The organism is Albidovulum salinarum, from assembly GCF_025673475.1.
GTDB classification, from domain to species: Bacteria; Pseudomonadota; Alphaproteobacteria; order Rhodobacterales; family Rhodobacteraceae; genus Albidovulum; species Albidovulum salinarum.
In genome coordinates this window covers 37,476-59,452 of record NZ_JAOVQO010000022.1, presented here as the reverse complement: position 1 = coordinate 59,452, position 21,977 = coordinate 37,476, and the positions used below count along the sequence as shown (strand labels likewise).

The 21,977-nt window shown below is 67.7% G+C and carries 20 protein-coding genes; 13 read left to right on the top strand and 7 right to left on the bottom strand.

The features are described from left to right. Positions 1-288 precede the first annotated feature (288 nt). Entirely contained in the window at positions 289-942 is a 654-nt protein-coding gene (locus tag OEZ60_RS19460) for a peroxiredoxin (RefSeq protein WP_263339873.1), read from the bottom strand. A gap of 418 nt (positions 943-1,360) precedes the next feature. Between OEZ60_RS19460 and OEZ60_RS19455 the strand changes: the two genes are divergently transcribed. From OEZ60_RS19455 to OEZ60_RS19425, 7 genes are all read left to right on the top strand, one after another. Beyond that, entirely contained in the window at positions 1,361-2,812 is a 1,452-nt protein-coding gene (locus OEZ60_RS19455; RefSeq protein ID WP_263339871.1) for an aldehyde dehydrogenase family protein, read from the top strand. A gap of 189 nt (positions 2,813-3,001) precedes the next feature. Further along, on the top strand, positions 3,002-4,549 hold the full coding sequence (locus tag OEZ60_RS19450) for a trimethylamine methyltransferase family protein (RefSeq protein ID WP_263339868.1): 1,548 nt from the start codon (positions 3,002-3,004) through the stop codon (positions 4,547-4,549). Positions 4,550-4,580: 31 nt separating this feature from the next. Then, positions 4,581-6,998, top strand: a complete 2,418-nt coding sequence (locus OEZ60_RS19445; RefSeq protein WP_263339865.1) for a GcvT family protein — start codon at positions 4,581-4,583, stop codon at positions 6,996-6,998. Between the two features lie 2 nt (positions 6,999-7,000). Further along, positions 7,001-8,980 carry an FAD-dependent oxidoreductase gene (locus tag OEZ60_RS19440; protein ID WP_263339863.1) on the top strand — a complete coding sequence of 660 codons (1,980 nt, stop codon included), beginning with the start codon at positions 7,001-7,003 and terminating at the stop codon, positions 8,978-8,980. A gap of 75 nt (positions 8,981-9,055) precedes the next feature. Next, the gene (smpB, locus tag OEZ60_RS19435; RefSeq protein ID WP_263339881.1) at positions 9,056-9,526 is read left to right on the top strand and encodes an SsrA-binding protein SmpB; all 471 of its coding nucleotides are present in this window, start codon (positions 9,056-9,058) and stop codon (positions 9,524-9,526) included. Between the two features lie 76 nt (positions 9,527-9,602). Then, the gene (gene sseA, locus OEZ60_RS19430; protein ID WP_263339860.1) at positions 9,603-10,454 is read left to right on the top strand and encodes a 3-mercaptopyruvate sulfurtransferase; all 852 of its coding nucleotides are present in this window, start codon (positions 9,603-9,605) and stop codon (positions 10,452-10,454) included. A gap of 13 nt (positions 10,455-10,467) precedes the next feature. Continuing rightward, positions 10,468-11,649: an amino acid aminotransferase gene (locus tag OEZ60_RS19425; RefSeq protein WP_263339858.1), complete on the top strand. Its 1,182-nt coding sequence runs from the start codon at positions 10,468-10,470 to the stop codon at positions 11,647-11,649. 90 nt (positions 11,650-11,739) lie between these two features. Here the strand turns inward: OEZ60_RS19425 and OEZ60_RS19420 are convergent, their stop codons facing one another. Both OEZ60_RS19420 and OEZ60_RS19415 read right to left on the bottom strand, forming a co-directional pair. After that, entirely contained in the window at positions 11,740-13,062 is a 1,323-nt protein-coding gene (locus tag OEZ60_RS19420; protein ID WP_317852851.1) for an ammonium transporter, read from the bottom strand. A 26-nt stretch (positions 13,063-13,088) separates the two neighbouring features. Continuing rightward, positions 13,089-13,427, bottom strand: a complete 339-nt coding sequence (locus OEZ60_RS19415) for a P-II family nitrogen regulator (RefSeq protein WP_263339855.1) — start codon at positions 13,425-13,427, stop codon at positions 13,089-13,091. A 254-nt stretch (positions 13,428-13,681) separates the two neighbouring features. On the opposite strand from OEZ60_RS19415, the gene OEZ60_RS19410 reads away from it, so the two are divergent. After that, positions 13,682-15,874, top strand: coding sequence for a transglycosylase domain-containing protein (locus tag OEZ60_RS19410; protein ID WP_263339853.1), 2,193 nt, complete (start codon positions 13,682-13,684; stop codon positions 15,872-15,874). Between the two features lie 20 nt (positions 15,875-15,894). Here OEZ60_RS19410 and OEZ60_RS19405 read toward each other — a convergent pair whose 3' ends face one another. After that, entirely contained in the window at positions 15,895-16,500 is a 606-nt protein-coding gene (locus OEZ60_RS19405; RefSeq protein WP_263339850.1) for an MlaC/ttg2D family ABC transporter substrate-binding protein, read from the bottom strand. After that, positions 16,490-17,245, bottom strand: a complete 756-nt coding sequence (locus OEZ60_RS19400; RefSeq protein ID WP_263339847.1) for an MlaA family lipoprotein — start codon at positions 17,243-17,245, stop codon at positions 16,490-16,492. The genes OEZ60_RS19405 and OEZ60_RS19400 overlap by 11 nt, the downstream gene beginning before the upstream one ends. A 204-nt stretch (positions 17,246-17,449) precedes the next feature. Here OEZ60_RS19400 and OEZ60_RS19395 point away from each other — a divergent pair, with 204 nt between their 5' ends. From OEZ60_RS19395 to OEZ60_RS19375, 5 genes are all read left to right on the top strand, one after another. Then, positions 17,450-17,914, top strand: a complete 465-nt coding sequence (locus tag OEZ60_RS19395) for a RidA family protein (protein WP_263339844.1) — start codon at positions 17,450-17,452, stop codon at positions 17,912-17,914. Next, positions 17,911-18,693, top strand: coding sequence for a glycerophosphodiester phosphodiesterase family protein (locus OEZ60_RS19390; RefSeq protein WP_263339842.1), 783 nt, complete (start codon positions 17,911-17,913; stop codon positions 18,691-18,693). Before OEZ60_RS19395 ends, OEZ60_RS19390 begins: the two co-directional genes overlap by 4 nt. Positions 18,694-18,742: 49 nt before the next feature. Next, the gene (locus tag OEZ60_RS19385) at positions 18,743-19,921 is read left to right on the top strand and encodes a GNAT family N-acetyltransferase (protein WP_263339839.1); all 1,179 of its coding nucleotides are present in this window, start codon (positions 18,743-18,745) and stop codon (positions 19,919-19,921) included. A 99-nt stretch (positions 19,922-20,020) separates the two neighbouring features. Further along, entirely contained in the window at positions 20,021-20,635 is a 615-nt protein-coding gene (locus OEZ60_RS19380) for a glutathione S-transferase family protein (protein WP_263339836.1), read from the top strand. Positions 20,636-20,639: 4 nt separating this feature from the next. Next, a complete protein-coding gene (locus OEZ60_RS19375) occupies positions 20,640-21,002 on the top strand; it encodes a 4a-hydroxytetrahydrobiopterin dehydratase (protein ID WP_317852850.1) in 363 nt (120 codons plus the stop codon). A 3-nt stretch (positions 21,003-21,005) separates the two neighbouring features. Here the strand turns inward: OEZ60_RS19375 and OEZ60_RS19370 are convergent, their stop codons facing one another. Then, positions 21,006-21,488 (bottom strand): peroxiredoxin, encoded by a 483-nt coding sequence (locus OEZ60_RS19370; protein ID WP_263339833.1) that lies wholly within the window; start codon positions 21,486-21,488, stop codon positions 21,006-21,008. 2 nt (positions 21,489-21,490) lie between these two features. Next, positions 21,491-21,976 (bottom strand): peroxiredoxin, encoded by a 486-nt coding sequence (locus OEZ60_RS19365; protein WP_263339831.1) that lies wholly within the window; start codon positions 21,974-21,976, stop codon positions 21,491-21,493. Between the last annotated feature and the right edge of the window lies 1 nt (position 21,977).

Sequence of the window (21,977 nt, the reverse complement as noted above, 5' to 3'; positions counted from 1 at the left end):
TCCAGGCGGTGAGCGCCGTCGTCACCGCGATCACGACCATCGCCGCGATCGCGGTGCCGTAGTTGAAGACCTGCAGCCGCATGTTCTCGCGCAGGAGCCGCCACAGCATCCTGTCGGACAACCTTGCAAGCAGTTTGCGGATCATGCGGATAGGCTCTTCTGCGGCGCGGGCTCCGGACTAGCTAGGCGCGAAAGCCAAGTGTGTAAAGGCCGCCGGCGCCACCGGGGCGCCTGACCGCCGCGATCGGACCGGCGCGGGCGCTCACGAATTGGCGCCCGCGTCGTGCGTCAGCCCGGCTGCTTGGTGAAGCGCAGATAGGGCAGTACGGCCCTGAATTCGCCGAACTTCTTCTTCGCCGCCTCGTCGTCGACCGCGAGCGGGATGATCACGTCGCCGCCGGGGGTCCAGTCGGCCGGCATCGACACGCCCGCGCGTGCGGAGGTCTGGAGCGCGTCGAGCGCGCGCAGCACCTCGGCGAAGTTCCTGCCAACCGTCATCGGATAGGTCATCGACAGTTTCAGCTTCTTGTCGGGGCCGATGATATAGACCGCGCGCACGGTCTCGGTGTCGGCGGGGCTGGGCTTTTCGGGCAGGTAGTATTCGTGCGGCAGCATGTCGAAGGCTTTAGAAACATGCAGCCCGGCGTCGGCGATGATCGGGAAATAGGGGGCGACGCCGCCCGCTTTTTCGATGTCGCGCTTCCAGCGCTTGTGCTCCTCGACGCCGTCGACCGATATGCCGATGACCTTGGTGTTGCGCTTGCTCCATTCGTCGGCGAGCCGCGCCACGGCGCCGAACTCGGTCGTGCAGACCGGCGTGAAGTCCTTCGGGTGCGAGAAGAGAATCGCCCAGTTGTCGCCGATCCACTCGTGGAAACGGATCACGCCTTGATCGGTCTGGGCGGTGAAGTCGGGAACGGTATCGTTGAGGCGAAGAGCCATTGTGCTTCCTTTCGATAGGAATTGATCGGTCGGCGTCATGCCCGTTCCGCAGTCTGCGCCGCCACCGGCGGTCGTCAGCTGGCGTGCGGCCAGATAGAACCGCCCGCCGCGTGATTCTCCTCGGGAGCGTACCGGCCGCCTTGATCTATGTCACGAGCCGCGTGGCCGGAAGTCACCCGACCACGCGCGCCGGCCCGGCGAACCCCGGCGGCGTTCCGATGTCCAGCCCTGTCCGCCCCTTTGGAACGCTCCGTTGTGGGGTGAATTTCTCAATCGAAACTGGCTATTGGACCCGCCGGGGTACGCCGGGACAGGGTGCCCCCTTGCCTTTTTCAAAAATTTGATCAAATTATACGCCAACGCTTGTGGGCCGCTTGCGGGCCTGACAATGTGCCGCCGCCATCTGACGAGGTTTGCCATGATCGAGAAACGCGACTTCTACATCGACGGGCGCTGGGTCGCCCCGCTTGCCCCCCGCGACTGCGAAGTGATCGACCCTTCGACCGAGGAGCCCTGCGCGGTGATCTCGCTCGGCTCAGAAGCCGATGCCGACAGGGCCGTCGCCGCCGCCAAGGCCGCGTTCCCGGCCTGGGCCGCGACCCCGCCGGCCGAGCGCCGCGCCGTCGTGGTGCGGATCCTCGAGCAGTACGAGAAGCGCAAGGAGGAACTGGCCGAGGCGATCTCCTGCGAGATGGGTGCGCCGATCGACATGGCGCGCGACAGCCAGGCGCCCTGCCTGCCGTGGCACCTGAAGAACTTCCTCCGCGCCTTCGACGAGATCGAGTGGGTGAAACCGCTCGGCCCGCATGCGCCCAATGACCGGATCGCGCTGGAGCCGATCGGCGTCGTCGGGCTCATCACGCCGTGGAACTGGCCCATGAACCAGATCGCGCTGAAGGCGATTCCGGCGCTTCTGGCGGGCTGCACCTGTGTGCTGAAGCCCTCCGAGGAGAGCCCGCTCAACGCGATGCTCTTCGCCGAGTTCTGCCATGACGCGGGCGTGCCGCCGGGCGTCTTCAACCTCGTCAACGGCGACGGGATGGGGGTTGGCACCCGGCTCTCGACCCATCCGGATGTCGAGATGATCTCCTTCACCGGCTCGACGCGCGCGGGCATCGCGATTTCCAAGGCGGCGGCCGAGACGCTGAAGCGAGTGACGCTGGAACTCGGCGGCAAGGGCGCCAACGTGATCTTCGCCGATGCCGACGAGAAGGCGGTGAAGCGCGGCGTGCTGCACCTGATGCAGAACTCGGGCCAGAGCTGCAACGCGCCCTCCCGGATGCTGGTCGAGCGGTCGGTCTATGACCGGGCGGTGGAGACGGCGGCGGAGGTCGCGGCCTCGGTCAAGGTCGGCCCGGCCTCCGAACCCGGCCGCCATATCGGCCCGGTGGTGAACAAGCGTCAGTGGGAGCAGATCCAGGGCTTCATCCAGAAGGGCATCGACGAGGGTGCGCGGCTCATCGCCGGCGGGCTCGGCCTGCCCGAGGGGATGAACAAGGGCTTCTACGTCCGCCCGACGGTCTTTGCCGATGTGACACCCGGCATGACCATCGAGCGCGAGGAGATCTTCGGGCCTGTGCTGTCGATCATTCCCTTCGAGGACGAGGCCGAGGCGGTCCGGATCGCCAATGACACGCCCTACGGACTCACGAACTACGTCCAGACCCAGGACGGAGCGCGGCGCAACCGCATGGCGCTCGCGCTCAAGTCCGGCATGGTCGAGATGAACGGCCAGAGCCGTGGTGCCGGCTCGCCCTTCGGCGGGGTGAAAGCGTCGGGACGGGCGCGCGAAGGCGGGCATTGGGGGATCGAGGAGTTCCTCGAGGTCAAGGCGATCTCGGGCTGGGCTGCCGATCTCGCAGCCGAATAAGAGCCAGGCGCGGTCCGGCCGGGGCAGCGAGCCCCGCCCGGACCGGTCCGGCGGGGCCGGACGGCACCGACCCAATGTCGATGCAAAACGACATTTCGCCCCTTCGGAATGTCGCCATGGCTACTTTCCCCGGCGGCTGCGCTGCCCGTAAAATCGGGCCCGGAATGCGCAACCGCCGAGGAGAGAGAAATGGCTGGCGAGGACACAACGGCAAAGGCGCGGCACGGTGGGCGCGAGGCGCGGCGGCGCGAGCGGTCGCACAAGGCGACGGGGCCCGGGCGGCCCTATATTGTGCGGAACATTCCGACCTATGACGTCCTGTCGGAAGAGAACCTCCTGAAGATCGAGGCCGCAGCCGACCGCATCCTCGCCGAGACCGGGATCGAGTTCCGCGACGACGACGCTGTCCTGGGCTACTGGAAGGCGGCCGGCGCCAAGGTCGACGGCACGCTGGTGAAGTTCGAGCCCGGCATGCTGCGCGAGATCCTGAAGACCGCGCCGGCCGAGTTCACGCAACACGCCCGCAACCCCGCCAATTCGGTGCAGATCGGCGGCCGGAACGTGGTCTTCGCGCCCTCCTATGGCTGTCCGTTCGTGATGGATCTCGACCGCGGCCGCCGCTTCGGCACGCTCCAGGACTTCCAGAACTTCATCAAGCTCGCGCAGTCCTCGCCGTGGTTCCACCATTCCGGCGGCACGATCTGCGAGCCGACCGACGTGCCGGTGAACAAGCGTCACCTCGACATGGTCTACGCCCATGTCCGCTATTCCGACCGCCCGTTCCTCGGTTCGATCACCGCCGAGGAGCGCAGCGAGGATTCGATCGACATGGCGCGGATCGTCTTCGGCGAGGAGTTCGTCGACCAAAACTGCGTCATCATGGGCAACGTCAACGTCAACTCGCCGCTGGTCTGGGACGGGACGATGACCAAGTCGCTTCGGGCCTATGCCCGCGCAGGCCAGGGCTCGGTCATCGTGCCCTTCATCCTCGGCGGCGCGATGGGGCCGGTCACGAATGCCGGCGCCATCGCCCAGGCTTTGGCCGAGACCATGGCGGGCTGCGCGATCACCCAGCTCGAACGCAAGGGCGCCCCGGTGATCTTCGGCAACTTCCTGTCCTCGATGTCCTTGCGTTCCGGCTCGCCGACCTTCGGCACGCCGGAGCCAGCGATCGGCTCGATGGTGATCGGTCAATTGGCGCGGCGTCTGAACCTGCCCCTGCGCTGCTCGGGCAACTTCACGACCTCGAAGGTGCCCGACGCCCAGGCGATGACCGAAAGCGTGATGTCGATGCTGGCCGCGATCCATTGCGGGGCGAACTTCATCCTGCATTCGGCGGGCTTCCTCGACGGGCTCCTGTCGATGTCCTACGAGAAGTTCATGCTCGACGCCGACCTCTGCGGCGCGCTGCACAGCTACCTCGACGGGGTGAAGATCGACGACAACCAGCTCGCCGTCGACGCCTTCGCCGAGGTCGGTCCGGGCAACCACTTCTTCGGCTGCGCGCACACGATGGCGAATTACGAGACCGCCTTCTGGGACAGCGAGACCGCCGACAACGAGCCCTTCGAGAAATGGGAGGCGAACGGTTCGACCGATGCCGCGACCCGCGCCAACCGTCTCTGGAAGGAGAAGCTGCGCGAGTATCAGGCGCCGCATCTCGACGAGGGCATCGACGAGGCGCTGAAGGACTACATCGCCAAGAAGAAGGCCTCGATGCCGGACGCATGGTACTGAGACCGCAACCTCGCGAAGCAAGAGAATACCCATGGAAACTCACGCCCGTGTTGTCATCATCGGCGGCGGCGTCGTCGGCTGCTCGATCCTCTTCCACCTCGCCAAGTTCGGCTGGAAGGACGTCATCCTTCTCGAACGCGACGAGCTGACCTCCGGGTCGAGCTGGCACGCGGCCGGCCAGATCCACACGATCTCGTCCGACCCCAACATCAGCCGGCTTCAGGGCTACACGATCAACCTCTACAAGGAGATCGAGGAGACCTCGGGCCAGTCGGTGGGGATGCACAACACGGGCGGCTTCTACCTCGCCTCGAACGAGGTCTGGTACGACTACCTCAAGCGCGAGCGGTCGAAGGCCCGCTACATGGGCCTCGACCAGGAGTTCATCTCCGTCGAGGAGGCCGCGCGACGCCACCCGCTGATCGACCCCAAACACTACATCGCCGCCCTTTGGGACCCGCTTGACGGCGACGTGGACCCGTCGGGCGTCTGCTACGCCTATGCGAAGTCGGCCCGCGTGCACGGCGCGAAATATTATACCCATACCCCGGTGATCGAGACGCGCCAGCGCAAGGACGGGACCTGGGACGTCGTGACCGAGAAGGGCACGATCAACACCGAGCATGTCGTTAACGCGGCCGGCCTCTGGGCGCGCGAGGCGGGGCGGCTGGCTGGCGTCCACCTGCCGGTCCAGCCGATGGAGCACCACTACCTCGTTACCGAGGAGATCCCCGAGATCGCCGAGCGGATGAAGACGGGTGAGCGCCTGCCCGCAGGCATCGACTACGAGGCCAACATCTATTTCCGCCAGGAGCGGAACGGGATGCTCCTTGGCACCTACGAGCCGAAGTCGACCCCTTGGAAGGTGGGCGGCACGCCGATGGATTTCGGGCACGAGCTTCTTCAGCCCGATCTCGACCGGATCGCCGACCGGCTGGAGCTTGCCTTCGGCCGCATCCCTGCGCTCGGCCGCGCCGGCATCAAGAACGTCGTCAACGGCCCCTTCACCTTCGGCCCCGATGGCAACCCGATGATCGGGCCCGTGCCGGGGCTCACGAATTACTGGGCGGCGGTCGGTGTCATGGCGGGTTTCTGCCAGGGCGGCGGCGTCGGCAAGTGCCTTGCCGAATGGATGATCGAGGGCGAGCCCGAGATCGACGTCTGGGCCATGGACATCGCCCGCTTCGGCGATTTCGCCACCCCCGACTGGGGCACCGTGAAGTCGTCGGAGAACTACGAGCGCCGCTTCGTGATGACCTTCCCGAATGAGACCCTGCCCAAGGGCCGGCGCCAGAAGACCACCGCGCTTTTTGACAGGCTGGTCGGGCGCGGCGCGGTCATGGGCACCTCCTTCGGGCTCGAACACGCGCTCTGGTTCGCGAACGGCCCCGAGGATGCGCATGAGACGCCGACCTTCGACCGCAACCGCAGCCACGCCTATGTCGCGGCCGAGGTGAAGGCGGTGCGCGAGGCGGTCGGCATGATCGAGATCGCCAACTTCGGCAAGCACGAGGTCAAGGGGCCGGGCGCGCGCGCCTTCCTCGACCGGATGCTCGCCGGCAGGCTGCCGAAACCGGGGCGCGTCGCGCTCTCGCCGGTGCTGACCCACAAGGGCAAGCTCTACGGCGACCTCACGGTGACCTGCCTCGCCGAGGATCACTTCCTGCTGCTCGGCTCGGGTGCCGCGCAGGAGATGCACCGGCGTTGGTTCACCCGCCACCTGCCGGGGGAGGGCGTCAGCTACGCCAACATCACCGACAGCCTGCACGGTGTCGCCATCGCCGGGCCGAATGCGCGCAAGCTCCTCGAGCGTGTTACCCGCGACGACGTTTCCGCGAATGCGCTGAAGTTCCGCGATGTCCGCAAGACCTTCGTCGGCGGCGTGCCGGCGATTCTGATGCGGCTCTCCTTCTCGGGCGAGCTCGGCTACGAGATCTATGTGGCGCCCCAGTACCAGATGCGGCTCTGGGAGGCGCTGGAGGAGGCGGGCGATGATCTGGGGCTGAAGCCCTACGGCGCGCGGGCGCTGATGAGCCTGCGGCTGGAAAAGGGCTGGGGAGTCTGGACGATGGACTTCCGCCCCGACTACACGGCGGCGGAAAGCGGGCTCGACGCCTTCATCGACTGGAAGAAGGACTTCATCGGCAAGGCGGCGGCCGAGGCCGAGGCGAAGCGCGGCCCGAAGGCCAGGCTCGTTACCATGGTCATCGAGACCGACCGCGATGTGGTTGGCGACGAGGCGATTCTGCAAGACGGCGCCTGTATCGGCCATGTGACCTCGGGCGGTTATGCCCATCATGTGGGCCGCTCGGTGGCGCTCGGCTATGTGCCACCTGCGGCGGCCGCCGACGGCACCGCGCTTCAGGTCGAGATCAACGGTACCTTCTGCGCCGCCAAGGTCGTGGCCGAGCCGGTCTACGACGCGGCCGGCGAGCGCATAAGGGGCTGACCATGACCACCGCCCATCCCCGCCTCATGTCCCCGATCGAGCTTCGGGGACATACGCTCCGCAACCGCATCGTCTTCGGTGCCCATACCGCTAACATGAGCGTCGAGGGCCTGCCCGGAGAGCGGTTCGGCGCCTATCTCCTTGAACGCGCGCTGGGCGGCGCGGCGATGATCGTCGCCGAGCCGATGCCGGTGCACCGCACCGGCGTCCTCACGCGAGGCAACTTCCGCCACGGCACCGACGATGTGATCCCGCATTTCCGCAAAGTGACCGAGCCGGTGAAGGAGGCGGGCGCCGTCCTCCTCCAGCAGCTCTACCATGTCGGCTCGCACGGTGATTCCGACCTAAGCTTTTCGCCGCACTGGGGGCCGTCCGGGGGGCCGAGCTATCACGACTCGGACGGCTCGCACGCGATGACCGAGGCCGAGATCGAGGAGCTGATCGAGGCCCATATCGCCGCCGCCGTGCGCTGCCAGAATGGCGGTTTCCAAGGCGTCGAGGTCTGGGGCGCCTATCACTCGCTCCTCGACCAGTTCTGGACGCCGTGGTCGAACAAGCGGACCGACAAGTGGGGCGGGAGCCTCGAGAACCGCACCCGCATGTCGCGCACGATCATCGAGGGCATTCGAAAGCGGTGCGGCGAGGATTTCATCATCGGCCTCGCGATCAGCACATCCGACGCCTACGACGTGACGCTTCAGGGCGAGGCTTTGGCCGAGGTCGTGGCGGCGCATGACGCTACGGGGCATATCGACTATGTCACCTGCGGTCACGGCGGCTATCTCGACTTCCAGCGGCTGATGCCGACCTTCCTTTACGGCGAGAAGCTGACGGCCCCCTTCACCGAGGAGCTGAAGAAGATCGTCAAGCACGCCAAGGTCACCTCCGAGGCGCATATCCGCACGCCCGAGAATGCCGAGGCGGTGATCGCCTCCGGTCAGGCCGACATGGTCTCGATCGTGCGCGGCCAGATCGCCGACCCGCATCTGGCGCGCAAGACCTCCGAGGGCCGGGCCGAGGACGTGCGCGGCTGCATCTCCTGCAACCAGATGTGCTGGGGCAGGCGCTCGCGCGACTACTGGATCTCCTGCCTGATCAACCCCTCGGCGGGGCGCGAGTTCGAATGGGGCGGCGACCGTTTCACGCCCTCCGAGACGCCCCGCCGCGTGGTCGTCGTCGGCGCCGGCCCGGCCGGGCTGGAGGCGGCGCGTGTCGCCGCCGAACGCGGGCACAGGGTCGACATCTTCGAGGCGCAGGCCCGCATCGGCGGTCAGTTCCGGCTTGCCGGCGAGCAACCGCGCCGGGCGCAGATCCTTGAGCTGATGGACTGGTACGAACGCCAGCTCGAGAAGCTGCAGGTCCGGCTCCACTTGAACAGCTACGCAGAAGCCGAGGACATCCGCGCGCTGAACCCCGATGCCGTGGTGCTGGCGACCGGCTCGCTGCCGGACGAGGATGGCTTCCAGAGGTGGATGCCGGGCGACGACCGGCTTCCCGGCATTGACAAGGGTAATATCTACGCTCCCGAGGACGTCATGCGCCGCGAGGCGAAGCTCGGGGATCACGTCATCCTCTATGACGAGGGCGGCAACTGGCGCGGCCTCGGCACCGCCTGGGCGATGGCCGAGCGGGGGCTGAAGGTGACGATCGTCACGCCGGAGCCCTTCATCGGCAAGGAACTGGCGCGCACCTCGTCGGACATTCCGCTCCGCCCGAGGCTGGCGCAGCTCGGCGTGACCTTCCTGACCGAACACCTGATCGCCGAATGGCATGGCAACGGGGCGACAATCCGCAACATGCTCACCGGCAGCGACAGCAGGCTCGACGCCTCGGCCCTCGTCATGTCGACGACGAACCGCGCCTTTGATCCGCTGTCGGGCGACCTTGCCGGGATCGAGACCCACCTCATCGGCGACGCCGCGGCCCCCCGGCAGGCGCCCTACGCCTTCCACGAGGGCCGCAAGACCGGCCTGAGGCTGTAACCTCGGCGCCGGCGGGTAAGGATGCCCGCCGGCGCTCTGGACTTGGCCCGCGCGCTCGCCTATCTCGGGCGGATCATGGCCGAGAAATCAGACCCCAACTACAAGGTGATCGCCGAGAACCGCCGCGCTCGGTTCGACTATTTCATCGAGAGCGATCTCGAGGTCGGCATCGTGCTGACTGGATCGGAAGTGAAGTCGCTCCGCACCGGCCAGTCGAATATCGCCGACAGCTACGCCTCGGTCGAGGATGGCGAGCTCTGGCTGATCAACGGCTATATCGCGCCCTACAAACAGGCCGGCATCTTCGGCCACGAGGAACGGCGGCGGCGCAAGCTCCTGGTGTCGCGGAAGGAACTCGGGCGGCTCTGGCAGGCGGTGGGGCGCGAGGGCATGACGCTGGTGCCGCTCGTGATGTACTTCAACCACAAGGGTATCGTGAAGCTGAAAATCGGCGTCGCGAAGGGCAAGAAGGTCGCCGACAAGCGCGCGACCGAGGCCAAGCGCGACTGGAACCGGCAGAAGCAGCGGCTTCTGAAGCAGGGCTGAGCGGGCGCGGCCGAATGTGGCCTTGCGTCCGCCCTCGCGCGCCGGATAATGCAGGGCAGGCAGAGAGGGGATTTCCATGGCTGCGGACGATCCGAAGACGCTCGTTTCCACCGACTGGCTTGAGGCGCATCTGAAGGATCCGGACCTCAGGATCCTCGACGCGTCCTGGTATCTGCCGGACATGGGGCGCGACGCGCGGGCGGATTACGCCGCCGCCCATATCCCGAACGCCCGTTTCTTCGACATCGACGAGATTTCCGATCACCGCTCGCAGCTGCCGCATATGGCGCCACCGCCGGAGAAGTTCATCTCGCGCCTCCGGGCGATGGGCGTGGGCGACGGCCACCAGGTCGTCGTCTATGACGGGGCAGGGCTCTTCTCGGCGGCGCGGGTCTGGTGGCTCTTCCGCCTGATGGGCAAGACCGATGTCGCGGTGCTCGACGGCGGCTTCCCGAAATGGCAGTCCGAGGGACGCCCGATCGAGGACATGCCGCCGGTGCTCCGTGACCGCCACATCACCACGAGCCGCCAGGCGCATCTCGTGAAGGACGTGACCCAGGTCGCCGCCGCCGCCAAGCTTCGCGACCACGAGATCATCGACGCCCGCAGCGCGCCGCGCTTCCGCGGCGAGGAGGAAGAGCCGCGGCCGGGTCTCAGGTCCGGGCATATCCCGAATTCGAAGAACCTGCCGTATCGCGCGGTCCTGAACGGCGACGGCACGATGCTGGCGCCGGACGCGCTGCGCAGCGTGTTCGAGACCGCCGGCGTCGACCTTTCGAAACCCGCGATCACCACCTGCGGTTCGGGCGTCACCGCCGCGATCCTGAGCCTCGCGATGGAGCGGATGGGCAAGCGCGACCACGCGCTCTACGACGGGTCCTGGGCGGAATGGGGAATGTACGGCGACCTCAAGGTCGCTAAAGGCTGACAGGAGCATCGCCATGCTGGGCACTCTCAAACCGCAACCCGCGGACAAGATTCTGCAACTCATCGGCCAGTTCAAGGCAGATCCCCGGACCGACAAGATCGACCTCGGCGTCGGCGTCTACAAGGACGCGACCGGGCTCACGCCGGTCATGCGCGCGGTCAAGGCCGCCGAGAAGCAGCTCTGGGAGACCGAGAAGACCAAGACCTATACCGGCCTCGCGGGCGAGCCTGAATACAATGCGGCGATGGCGAAGCTCGTTCTCGGCGATGCCGCGGCGGCCGACCGTATCTCCTCGGTTGCCACACCCGGCGGCACCGGCGCCTGCCGGCAGGCCTTCGAGCTGATCCGGATGGCGAACCCCGAGGCGAGCGTCTGGGTCTCCGACCCGACCTGGCCCAACCACTTGTCGATCCTGAAATACCTCGGGATGAACGTGGAACCCTATCGCTATTTCGACAGCGACACGCGGGCGGTCGACTTCGAGGCGATGCTGGCCGATCTCGCCGCCGCGAAGCCCGGCGACGTCGTGCTGCTGCACGGCTGCTGCCACAACCCGACCGGGGCGAACCTGACTTTGCCGCAGTGGCAGGCGGTGGCCGAACTTCTGGAAAAGACCGGCGCGGTGCCGATGATCGACATCGCCTACCAGGGCTTCGGCGACGGGCTCGAGGAGGACGCGGCCGGGGTGCGGCTGATCGCGTCGCGGCGGCCCGAGGTGCTGATCGCCGCCTCCTGCTCGAAGAATTTCGGCATCTACCGCGAACGCACCGGCGCGCTGATCGCGCTGTCGGAGCCGGCGAACCGCGAGGTGACGCAAGGCACGCTCGCCTTCCTCAACCGGCAGAACTACTCCTTCCCGCCCGACCACGGCGCGCGGCTGGTGACGATGATCCTGACCGATCCGACGCTCCGCGCCGACTGGCAGGCGGAACTCGAGGAGGTGCGGCGCGGCATGCTCGGCCTGCGCGAGCAGCTCGCGAAGGAACTGCAGCGGCTCTCCGGCTCGGACCGTTTCGGCTTCATCGCCGAGCATCGCGGCATGTTCTCGCGCCTCGGCGCGAGCCCGGAGCAGGTGGAGCGGCTGAAGACCGAGCACGGGATCTACATGGTGGGCGATTCGCGGCTCAACATCGCCGGTCTCAACACGACGACCGTACCGATCCTTGCCCGCGCCATCCTCGACGTAGGGATCTGATCGCCGGGCGTCCGGGCGGGGCGCAGGCTCGCCGGAGCAAAAGAAAAGGCGGGGCAAATGCCCCGCCTTTTGTTCTTCCCGCGCCGCGGCTCAGGCGTGGTAGGCGCTCTCGCCATGCGCCGTGAGGTCGAGCCCCCGGCGCTCGTCGTCGCCGGCGACGCGGAGCCCGATGGTCTTGTCGACGATAAGGTAGAGCACCGTCGAGGCGAGGCCGCACCAGAGGATGGTGATCGCGACCGCCTGGATCTGGATCCAGGTCTGCGCGGCGATCGCGTAGTCCTCGCCGCCGGTGCCGCCAAGGCCGGGCGCGGTGAAGATACCGGTGCCGATCGCTCCGACGATGCCGCCGATTCCGTGGATGCCGAAGACGTCGAGGCTGTCGTCATACCCGAACTTGTTCTTCACCACCGCGACGAAGAAGTAGCAGACCGCCGAGGCGATGGCGCCGAGGACGATGGCGCCGACCGGGCCGACCGTGCCGGCCGCCGGCGTCACCGCGACGAGCCCGGCAATGAGGCCCGAAGCGGCGCCGAGCAGCGAGGCCTTGCCGCGCAGTAGGGCTTCGAGCCCGGCCCAGGCGAGGATCGCACCCGCCGTCGCCGTGAAGGTGTTGATCATGGCGAGCGTCGCGCCGCCATTGGCCTCGAGGTTGGACCCTGCGTTGAAACCGAACCAGCCGACCCAGAGGATGCCGGCGCCGACAAGCGTCAGCGTCATCGAATGCGGCGCCATCATGTCGCGGCCGTAGCCGACTCGCGGCCCAATGAAGAGCGCGCCGATCAGCGCCGCCACGCCTGCGTTGATGTGGACGACGGTGCCACCGGCGAAGTCGAGCGCCCCCATGTTGAAGATCAGCCCGGCGCCGTCCCAGACCATGTGGGCGACCGGAAAGTAGACCACCGTCACCCAGAGCGCCGAGAACAGCATCACCGCCCCGAACCTGATGCGTTCGGCGAAGGCGCCGACGATCAGCGCGGGCGTGATCGCCGCGAAGGTCATCTGAAAGGCGATGAAGACATATTCCGGGATCACCACGCCGTCGGTGAAGGTCGCGGACATGCTGTCAGGCGTGACGCCGGCGAGGAAGAGCTTACCGAAGCCTCCGAAGAACGGTCCCGTACCGCCGCCGAAGGCGAAGGAGTAGCCGTAGACGACCCAGATCACCATGACCAACGCGGTGATCATCGTGCACTGCATCAGCACCGAGAGCATGTTCTTCGACCGCACCAGCCCGCCATAGAAGAGCGCGAGCCCCGGTAGGATCATGAACAGCACCAGAAGCGTCGAGACCATCATCCAGGCGACGTCGCCCTTGTCCATCACCGGCGCGGCCTCGGCCGTCGCCTCCTGCGCCACCGCGGGCAGGGCGGCGAATCCGGCCGCGAGCGCGGCCCATCCAGCGAGTCTCGTCATTCCGTTCCCCCTATCCATGTGCCGACTCACAGCGCGTCCTCCCCGGTTTCCCCGGTCCGGACGCGCAAGGCGTCCTGAAGGTCGAGGACGAAGATCTTGCCGTCGCCGATCTTGTCGGTCCGCGCGATGCGGGCGATGACGTCGACGACGTCGTCGGCCAGCGCCGTGCTGACCGCGACCTCGATCTTCACCTTGGGCACGAAGTTCACCGCGTATTCGGCGCCGCGGTAGATCTCGGTATGGCCGGACTGCGTTCCGAAGCCCTTGATTTCACTCACCATCATGCCCCGGACGCCGACCGCGGTCAGCGCCTCGCGCACCTCGTCGAGCTTGTAGGGCTTGATTGCCGCTATGATGTATTTCACGTCCCGTTCCTCGCAAAACCAGCCCCCAGAGCGGGCCTCGGGGATGAGCCAAGACGCTGCGGTGCAGCATTTCAAGAAATGCAGCGGCGATGAGAGGGGCAAATCCGGGGATACGCACATCTTTCGCACGTTTTCCGCCGATTGCCTGTTTTTTAGGCGGTTGACGAAGCGAAACGTGAACGCGGACGGCTCCACATTCCCGGCGCGTGCCTGTATGGTCCCGGCCTGACAAAGAGGCATCGGGTTCGAGATCAATGAGCAGATCGGGCGGCAAGAAACCCCCCATGGTCGCCGAGAGGCGCTATTCGCAGAGCGCTGCGCCAAAATCGAAACCGGCGCAAAAGAAGACGCGCAAGCCGAAGGCGTCGAGACCGCGCCGGGCGGCGAGTGGATCAAGCTGGCCGGTAAGGCTGGTGACTGGGCTCGCCGGGCTGATCTGGCGCGTGGTCTGGGGCATCGGCTGGCGCGTCGGCGCGGTGGTCGCGATTCTCGTCGGCCTCGCGACGCTCTATTTCTATGCGCAACTGCCGCCGCTCGAACAGCTGATCGACGCCCGTACGCGCGGCTCGGTCACGATGCTCGACCGCGACGGCAAGGTCTTCGCCTGGCGCGGCGAGACCTTCGGCGGCACGATCACCGCCGACACGGTGTCGCCGCATCTGAAGAACGCGATCGTTGCGACCGAGGACAAGCGGTTCTACCGCCATCTCGGTGTCAGTCCGCGCGGCATCGCCAGCGCGATCCGCATCAACCTCGCCGAGGGGCGGGGGCCGCTCGAAGGCAACGGCGGCTCGACGATCACCCAGCAGGTCGCGAAGCTCCTCTGCCTCGGTGTCGCCTATGACCCGGCGACCTGGAAGTCCGAGGCCGATTACGAGGCCGACTGCCGCCGCGGCAGCCTCGTGCGCAAGATCAAGGAAGTCCCGTACTCCCTCGCGCTCGAGGCCAAGTATGGCAAGGACGACGTCCTCACGCTCTACATCAACCGCGCCTATCTCGGCGCAGGCGCGCGCGGCTTCGAGGCGGCGAGCCAGCGGTATTTCGGCAAGTCCGCGAACGAGGTCAGTCCGAGCGAGGCGGCGATGCTCGCTGGCCTCCTGAAGGCGCCCTCCTACTACGCGCCGACCAACGATCTCGGCCGGGCGCAGGACCGCGCGGCGGTGATCCTCGGCCTCATGCACGATCAGGGCTATCTGACCGACACCCAGTATGCCGAGGCCCGCGCCAACCCGGCGCGGCTGTCGCAGGCGGCCGAGGCTCGCGCCGGCGGCTATTTCGCCGACTGGGTGATGGAATCCGGTCCGGGCTTCCTGACCCAGGACACGACTGAGGACGTGATCGTCCGCACCACGCTCGACCAGCGGATGCAGACGGCGGCGGAAGAGGCGCTGGCCTTCGTCTTCGACACCAAGGTCAAGGAAGGCTCGCAGGCCCAGGCGGCAATCGTGGTGATGTCGGCCGACGGCGCCGTGCGGGCGATGGTGGGCGGGCGCAAGACCAAGGTCTCGGGCGCGTTCAACCGCGCGACGCAGGCGCTCCGGCAGGTCGGCTCCACCTTCAAGCCCTTCGTCTATGCCGCGGCCCTCGACATGGGCTTCACGATGAACTCGGTCGTCGAGGACGCGCCGATCACGCTTTACGTCAAGGGTTCGGGCGAGTGGTCTCCGCAGAACTACACCAAGGACTTCCGCGGGCCGATCACGCTGACCGAGGCCCTGACCAATTCGATCAACACCGCGACGGTGCGGGTCAGCCAGTGGGTCGGGCTCGAGGCGGTCCGTCAGGTGGCCGAGCATTTCGGGCTCGCCTCCGACCTCGCGGCCGGTCCGGCGGTGGCGCTGGGCGCGTCGGAATCGACGCTGATCGAGATGACCGGAGCCTATGCCGGGATCCTGAACGGCGGCTCCTCGGTCAAGCCCTACGGTCTGACCGAGCTGCGCATCCAGGGCGACGACACCGCGCTCATGGGCCAGGAGGGCGGCATGGGCGAGCGGGTGATCTCCGAGGAGGCCGCGCGCCAGCTCACCTACATGATGACCCAGGTGATCGAACGCGGTACCGGCGGGCGGGCGCGGCTTCCGGACCGCGATGCGGCCGGCAAGACCGGCACCACTTCGGATTACCGCGACGCCTGGTTTATCGGCTTCACCGCCGATTATGTCGCCGGCGTCTGGATGGGCAATGACGACAACTCGCCGCTTACCGGCGTGACCGGCGGCGGCCTGCCGGCCGAGATCTGGCACGAGGTGATGCTGCGGATCAACGAGGGCCTGCCGCCCGCGCCGCTGCCGATGATCCGGCCCGAGCAGCTGCCGGCCCCGGCCTGGGCCGGCCAGACCCAGCAGAGTGGCGGGTTTGCCCAGCAGGGCCAGCAGCCGCGCCGGGATCCGGTCGAAAGCGTTCTGCGGGATGTTCTCGGCGCGATTCTCGGCGGCGGCCGGAACTGATCCCGGCTGGCGCCCAGGCTTCAGCCCGCCCGCGTCAGGTCGGCGGTCAGGGCGCCGATATCGCCCTTGCGGCGGTCGAGCATCGCGCCGATCTCGGTGCGCTCGGCCGCGAGCATGTTCACGCCCTCGATGATGATGTTGAAGAAAAGATCGCGGCCGGACTTGTCGAAGACGTGCCAGTCGACGCGGAACGGCGCCTGGCCGCGCAGATGCGCGACCGAGCGCACCTCGTAGAAGCTCTTCAGCGGTCGCGCGTTGGAGACCTCGATCCTGCCACCGATGAACTCGCGGAAGCGGCGCCCGTACTTGCGCGCCATATAGCCCTGGAACGCCTTGATATAGGCCGCCATCTGCGCCTTGCTGGCGCGCCGCCCGGCCGGGCCGAGCGCGCTCTGGGCGATATAGCGGACATCGGCGTAACGCACGAAGATCGCCTCGAAAGAGCGCAGCATCGCGCTTTCGGACTTGCCGGAGTTGATCACGCCGTTGACCTCGTCCACGACCCGGTCGACCAGGGCCCGTGCCTCGCCGACGGTGAGCGCCCCGGCCACGCCCGGAAGGTGCGCCAGCGCGAGGCCTGCGGGAAGGGTTGCGAGCAGGTGACGGCGGGAGATGTTACTGGCCATAGGGATCCTCGTAGGGGTCGAAGACGTCGGTTTCGATGCCAAGCTCGAAGCGGCGGTTCTGCAGGTAGATGAGCCGCATCTGCGCGTAGCTGTCCGCGCTTTCATATAGGATCGAGTCGATCGTCTCGCCATAGAGCTGGCGGTCGGCTGCCCGTCCGCCCAGCCGCGCCGCGACGATGTAATAGGCTTCGGGCGCGCCGACGAGGATGCTGACCGGGTCGACGAAGAGATCGGCGACCCAGCCGATCGCGTCGCGCTCCGTCGTGGGGCCGGCGAAGGGCACGACCAGGTAAGCGCCTTCCGGCGCGCCCCAGACATGCAGCGTCTCGCCGAAATCGGTACTCTCGGCATGGATGCCCATCGCGGTCGCCGGGTCCAGCAGGCCGCCGACGCCGATCGTCGTATTGATCGCGAAGCGCAGCGTGTTCTGCAATGCCGGTCCCGGGCGCACCTGCAGCACGCTGTTCACCGCCGAGCCGGGCATGTCGAGGTTGCTCGCGAAGTTGCTGAGCGAGGTCGCGACCGGCTCCGGCAGGAACGGCTTCCTGTCTGGCTTGCCGCCGCCGAAGAGCGCCCGGTCCATTGCCAGGTTCTCCTCGTGAACGGCCCGGTTCTGCGCCTCGTGGGGATCGTTGAACTCTACGCCGGGGGGCGGCGCGGCGCAGCCCGCGAGAAGCCAGGTTAAAGCGAGGACCGGTCCGAGCGACCGGCCGCGGATCGCGGAATCAATAGAAGTGTCCGACATCTGCCCCTTACGCCCTCGCTATAGCGACGTTGCGTGACCCTGCCCCGATTCAAGGCTTAGAAGCCATGACCGCCGGAGGCAAGCCGCAAGCGGAGCAGATCGGCTCGGGCCGGTGTTTTGCCGTGACCGACCGCCGCGTCCGGGCTTTCGTTCGGCGCGCGCCGGGGGTAACTTCCGCCGAAACTGGAATCGGGAGATTGCGACATGGCCGGAAAGATCGACGCACGCTTGGCAGACCTTGGCATCACCCTGCCGGACGCCCCCGCGCCGGCGGCGAATTACGTGCCCTATGTGCGGACGGGCGACCTCGTCTTCGTTTCTGGCCAGATCAGCCAGGGCCCGGACGGCCTGATCAAGGGTAGGCTCGGCGCCGACATGGCGGTCGCGGACGGGGCCGAGGCCGCGCGGCGCTGCGGGCTCAGCCTTCTGGCGCAGGCCCGCGCCGCGCTCGGCGGCGATCTCGACCGGATCGTGCGGGTGGTCAAGCTCACCGGCTTCGTGAACTCGACGCCGGACTTCACCGACCAGCCGAAGGTGATCAACGGCTGCTCCGACCTCATGGTCGAGGTGCTCGGCGATGCCGGCCGCCATGCCCGCGCCGCGGTCTCGGCGCCGGCGTTGCCGCTCGGCGTCGCGGTCGAGATCGAGGCCGTGTTCCAGGTCGCATGATGGCGCCGCGGCCGGTTTCGCTGCCCGCCGCCTTCCTGACCGCCCCCATCGCCCATCGCGGGCTCCACGACCGCAGCGCGGGCCGGCCGGAGAATTCTCTGGCCGCGTTCCGCGCGGCGGTCGCGGCGGGCGTCGGGATCGAGTGCGACATCCAGCCTTCGGCCGACGGCGTGCCGATGGTGTTCCACGATTACGACCTGCGGCGCCTGACCGGGGTGCCGGGCCGGGTCGGCAGCCGTACGGCGGCGGAGCTGGGCACGCTGAAGCTCCTTGGCGGTGCGGACTGCGTGCCGACGCTCGCCGAGATGCTCGCGCTCGTCGCGGGCCGGGTGCCGCTTCTCATCGAGATCAAGGACCAGGACGGCGCGATGGGGCCCGATGTCGGCCCGCTGGAACGGGCGGTGGCCGCGGCGCTCCGCGACTATGCCGGGCCGGTGGCGCTGATGTCCTTCAATCCCCATTCCGTGGCCGCGCTCGCCGCGGCCGCGCCCGACCGTCCGCGCGGGCTCGTCACCTCGTCCTACACGGCGGCCGACTGGCCGCTCCTGCCCGCCGCGGTGCGCGACCGGCTGCGCGATATACCGGATTACGACGAGGTCGGCGCGAGCTTCATCTCGCACGAGGCCGCCGATCTCGGCCGCGACCGCGTGGCCGAGTTGAAGCGGGCGGGCGCGGTGGTGCTGTGCTGGACCGTGCGCTCGCCCGAGGCCGAGGCCAAGGCGCGCCGGGTCGCCGCGAACGTCACCTTCGAGGGCTATGCCGCGCCGGTTCCGGCTTGACGCGGGCGGGGGCGCCTCCCCAAGTCAGGGGGGAGGAACCCGCCCGCCCATGGACCAGACCGCCATCGAGATCACCGTCCTCTCCGGCCTCGGCGACATCGCCGCCGCCGACTGGGACGCCTGCGCCTGCCCTGAGGCGGCGGTGGGCCGGCCGCGAGACCCCTTCACCACGCACCGGTTCCTCGCCGCGCTCGAACGCTCGGGCTCGGTCGGCGCCGGGACCGGCTGGCAGCCGCACCACCTTGTCGCCCGCGTCGAGGGCGAGGTCATCGCCGCGATGCCGCTCTATGCCAAGAGCCACAGCCAGGGCGAGTACATCTTCGACCACGGCTGGGCCGATGCGCTGGAGCGGGCGGGGGGACGGTACTACCCGAAACTGCAGGCGGCGGTGCCCTTCACGCCCGTGACCGGCCGCCGCTACCTCACCCGCCCCGGTTGGGAGGTGGCGGGCCGCGCCGCGCTGACCCAGGCGATGGTACAGATCGCCGCCGACAATGCGCTTTCGTCGGCCCATGTCACCTTCTGTACCGCCGAGGAGGCCGAGGCGGGCCGCGCGATGGGACTCTTGCACCGCGTCACCCAGCAGTTCCACTGGGAGAACCGCGGCTATGCCGGGTTCGAGGCCTTCCTCGGCCAACTCTCCTCGCGCAAGCGCAAGGCGATCCGGCGCGAACGGGCCGGCGCCGCGGCCTTCGGCGGCACGATCCGCCGGCTTTCCGGCGCCGCGATCCGGCCCGAGCACTGGGAGGCGTTCTGGGCTTTCTACCAGGACACCGGCAGCCGCAAATGGGGCCGGCCCTACCTCACGCGGGAATTTTTCGACGAGATCCACGAGACGATGTGCGACGACGTTCTGCTCATCCTCGCTGAGCGCGACGGCCGCCCGGTCGCCGGGGCGCTGAACTTCCTCGGTTCCGACACGCTCTACGGCCGCTACTGGGGCGCGCTCGAGGACCACCCGTTCCTGCATTTCGAATGCTGCTACTACCAGGCGATTGACCACGCGATCGCTCACGGCCTGTCCCGCGTCGAGGCCGGCGCGCAGGGCGAGCACAAGCTCGCCCGCGGCTACCTGCCGGTCGAGACGCACTCGCTGCACTGGATCGCCGAGCCATCATTTCGCGCTGCCATCGCCCGCTACCTCGAAGCCGAACGACATGCCGTCGGCAGCGAGATCGCGGTGCTGACCGATTATGGCCCCTTCCGCAAGACGGAAAGTGGCGACTGATCCTGCCTTCATCTTGCTGCAAATATCCCCGCCGGAGGCATTGAAGTTTTTCTCCTCCGGCGGGAGTATTCGCGGCGAGATGCAAGGGAGTGCCACGTCATGGCCGCCGACCTCATCCTCTATTCGAACCCGATGTCGCGCGGTCGGATCGCGCGCTGGATGCTGGAGGAGGTGGGCCAGCCCTACGAGGTGCGCTACCTCGACTACGGCGAGGCGATGAAGGCGCCGGACTATCTCGCGATCAACCCGATGGGCAAGGTGCCGGCGCTGGTCCACAAGGGCCGCATCGTCACCGAATATGCCGCGATCTGCGCCTATCTCGCCGACGCCTTCCCCGAGGCCGGGCTCGCGCCGGAGGACCGCTCGGCCTATTACCGCTGGCTGTTTTTCGGGGCCGGGCCGTTCGAGGCGGCGGTGATCGCCAAGATCTGCGGCTGGATCGTTCCGGACGAGCAACGCGGGCGGGTCGGCTTCGGCCCGCTCGACATCGCGCTCGACGCGCTCGAACGCGCGGTGAGCGCGCATCCTTACCTGGCGGGCGACAGATTCTCCGCCGCCGATGTCGCGACCGGGTCGCAGATCGGCTTCGGGATGCATTTCGGCACGATCGAGAAGCGCCCAGCGCTCGAAGCCTACTGGGCGCGGATCAGCGAGCGCCCGGCGCTGATGCGCGCAAGCGCGGCCGATGACGCGGCGCGAAGCGAAAAGGAGTGACGCAATGGCGGACCTTTTGACCGAAGCCGAACGCAAGGCCGAGCTGCCCGCGCTGGGCGACGCCGGATGGGGGGCGGTCGAGGGCCGCGACGCGATCCGCAAGATCTGGAAGTTCCGCAACTTCTCCGAAGCCTGGGGCTTCATGTCCCGCGCGGCGCTCCAGGCCGAGAAACTGAACCACCACCCGGAATGGTCGAACGTCTACAACGTGGTCGACGTGACGCTGACCACGCATGATTGCGGCGGTCTGTCGGCGCTCGACCTCACGCTCGCGAAGCGGATGGACAAGATCGCCGGCGCCGCCGAGGTGCAGCGCGACCATTCCGAGCCCGTCACCTGCCTTTGCGAGATCCACGCCCGCAAGTAGGGCTCAGAGCTTCTCCAGCAGCGCCTCGCCGGTCGAAAGGCTGCACTGGCCGATTGGGTCAAGCTCGAAGGCGGTCACAACCCCGTCCTCCACCACCATCGCGTAGCGGCGCGAGCGGCCGAACATGCCGGCGGCGGGATTGTCGTAGGTGAGCCCCAGCGCGCGGGCGAAGGCGCCGTCGGCATCGGCCAGAAGCGTGATACCCGCCGCCGTCGCGCCCGTGGTATCGCCCCAGTAGCGCATCACATGGGCGTCGTTGACCGAAACGCAGATGATCTCCTCGACGCCTCTCGCGCGAAGCGCGGGGGCGCTGCGGATGAAGCCCGGCAGATGCGCCGAATCGCAGGTCGGCGTAAACGCCCCCGGCACCGCGAAGAGCACCACCTTGCGGCCCGCAAGACGCTCCGACAGGCGGACCGTCTCCGGTCCGCCCGCGCCGATCCTGAGAAGCTCCGCCTCCGGCAGGCGCCCGCCCGCGGCGATCACGCTCAGATCTCCGCCAGCAGGTGTTCGCCGGTCGAGATGTCGCAGACCCCCGGCTTGTCGACCCTCGCGGCGGTGATCACCCCGTCGTCGAGCACCAGCGCATAGCGGTTCGAGCGCCCGATCAGGCCGAGATGCGGCGCGGTGAACTCCATGCCGAGCGTCTTGGTGAAGCTGCCGTCGGCATCGCCCAGAAAGCTGATCCCGGCCGCCGTGGCACCGGTCGATTCGCCCCAGGCCTTGAGCACGAAGGGATCGTTGACGGCGATGCAGATGATCTCGTCCACGCCCTTCGCCCGGAAGGCGTCGGCGGTCTTGACGAAGCTCGGGATGTGAATGCCGGTGCAGGGGCCGGTATAAGCGCCGGGCAGTCCAAAAACCACGACTTTTCGGCCCTTCAGCCGCTCGGAAAGCTTAACTTCCTGCGGCCCCTCGGTGCCCATTTCCACGAATGTCGCCTCCGGCAGCCGGTCGCCCTTGGAAAGTGCCATT

What these genes read in the sequence shown, in the direction of transcription:
- OEZ60_RS19460 (WP_263339873.1), bottom strand. Translation starts at nt 942, where the DNA reads ATGGCTCTTCGCCTCAACGATACCGTTCCCGACTTCACCGCCCAGACC.
- OEZ60_RS19455 (WP_263339871.1), top strand. Translation starts at nt 1,361, where the DNA reads ATGATCGAGAAACGCGACTTCTACATCGACGGGCGCTGGGTCGCCCCG.
- OEZ60_RS19450 (WP_263339868.1), top strand. Translation starts at nt 3,002, where the DNA reads ATGGCTGGCGAGGACACAACGGCAAAGGCGCGGCACGGTGGGCGCGAG.
- OEZ60_RS19445 (WP_263339865.1), top strand. Translation starts at nt 4,581, where the DNA reads ATGGAAACTCACGCCCGTGTTGTCATCATCGGCGGCGGCGTCGTCGGC.
- OEZ60_RS19440 (WP_263339863.1), top strand. Translation starts at nt 7,001, where the DNA reads ATGACCACCGCCCATCCCCGCCTCATGTCCCCGATCGAGCTTCGGGGA.
- smpB (WP_263339881.1), top strand. Translation starts at nt 9,056, where the DNA reads ATGGCCGAGAAATCAGACCCCAACTACAAGGTGATCGCCGAGAACCGC.
- sseA (WP_263339860.1), top strand. Translation starts at nt 9,603, where the DNA reads ATGGCTGCGGACGATCCGAAGACGCTCGTTTCCACCGACTGGCTTGAG.
- OEZ60_RS19425 (WP_263339858.1), top strand. Translation starts at nt 10,468, where the DNA reads ATGCTGGGCACTCTCAAACCGCAACCCGCGGACAAGATTCTGCAACTC.
- OEZ60_RS19420 (WP_317852851.1), bottom strand. Translation starts at nt 13,062, where the DNA reads ATGACGAGACTCGCTGGATGGGCCGCGCTCGCGGCCGGATTCGCCGCC.
- OEZ60_RS19410 (WP_263339853.1), top strand. Translation starts at nt 13,682, where the DNA reads ATGAGCAGATCGGGCGGCAAGAAACCCCCCATGGTCGCCGAGAGGCGC.
- OEZ60_RS19405 (WP_263339850.1), bottom strand. Translation starts at nt 16,500, where the DNA reads ATGGCCAGTAACATCTCCCGCCGTCACCTGCTCGCAACCCTTCCCGCA.
- OEZ60_RS19400 (WP_263339847.1), bottom strand. Translation starts at nt 17,245, where the DNA reads ATGTCGGACACTTCTATTGATTCCGCGATCCGCGGCCGGTCGCTCGGA.
- OEZ60_RS19395 (WP_263339844.1), top strand. Translation starts at nt 17,450, where the DNA reads ATGGCCGGAAAGATCGACGCACGCTTGGCAGACCTTGGCATCACCCTG.
- OEZ60_RS19390 (WP_263339842.1), top strand. Translation starts at nt 17,911, where the DNA reads ATGATGGCGCCGCGGCCGGTTTCGCTGCCCGCCGCCTTCCTGACCGCC.
- OEZ60_RS19385 (WP_263339839.1), top strand. Translation starts at nt 18,743, where the DNA reads ATGGACCAGACCGCCATCGAGATCACCGTCCTCTCCGGCCTCGGCGAC.
- OEZ60_RS19380 (WP_263339836.1), top strand. Translation starts at nt 20,021, where the DNA reads ATGGCCGCCGACCTCATCCTCTATTCGAACCCGATGTCGCGCGGTCGG.
- OEZ60_RS19375 (WP_317852850.1), top strand. Translation starts at nt 20,640, where the DNA reads ATGGCGGACCTTTTGACCGAAGCCGAACGCAAGGCCGAGCTGCCCGCG.
- OEZ60_RS19365 (WP_263339831.1), bottom strand. Translation starts at nt 21,976, where the DNA reads ATGGCACTTTCCAAGGGCGACCGGCTGCCGGAGGCGACATTCGTGGAA.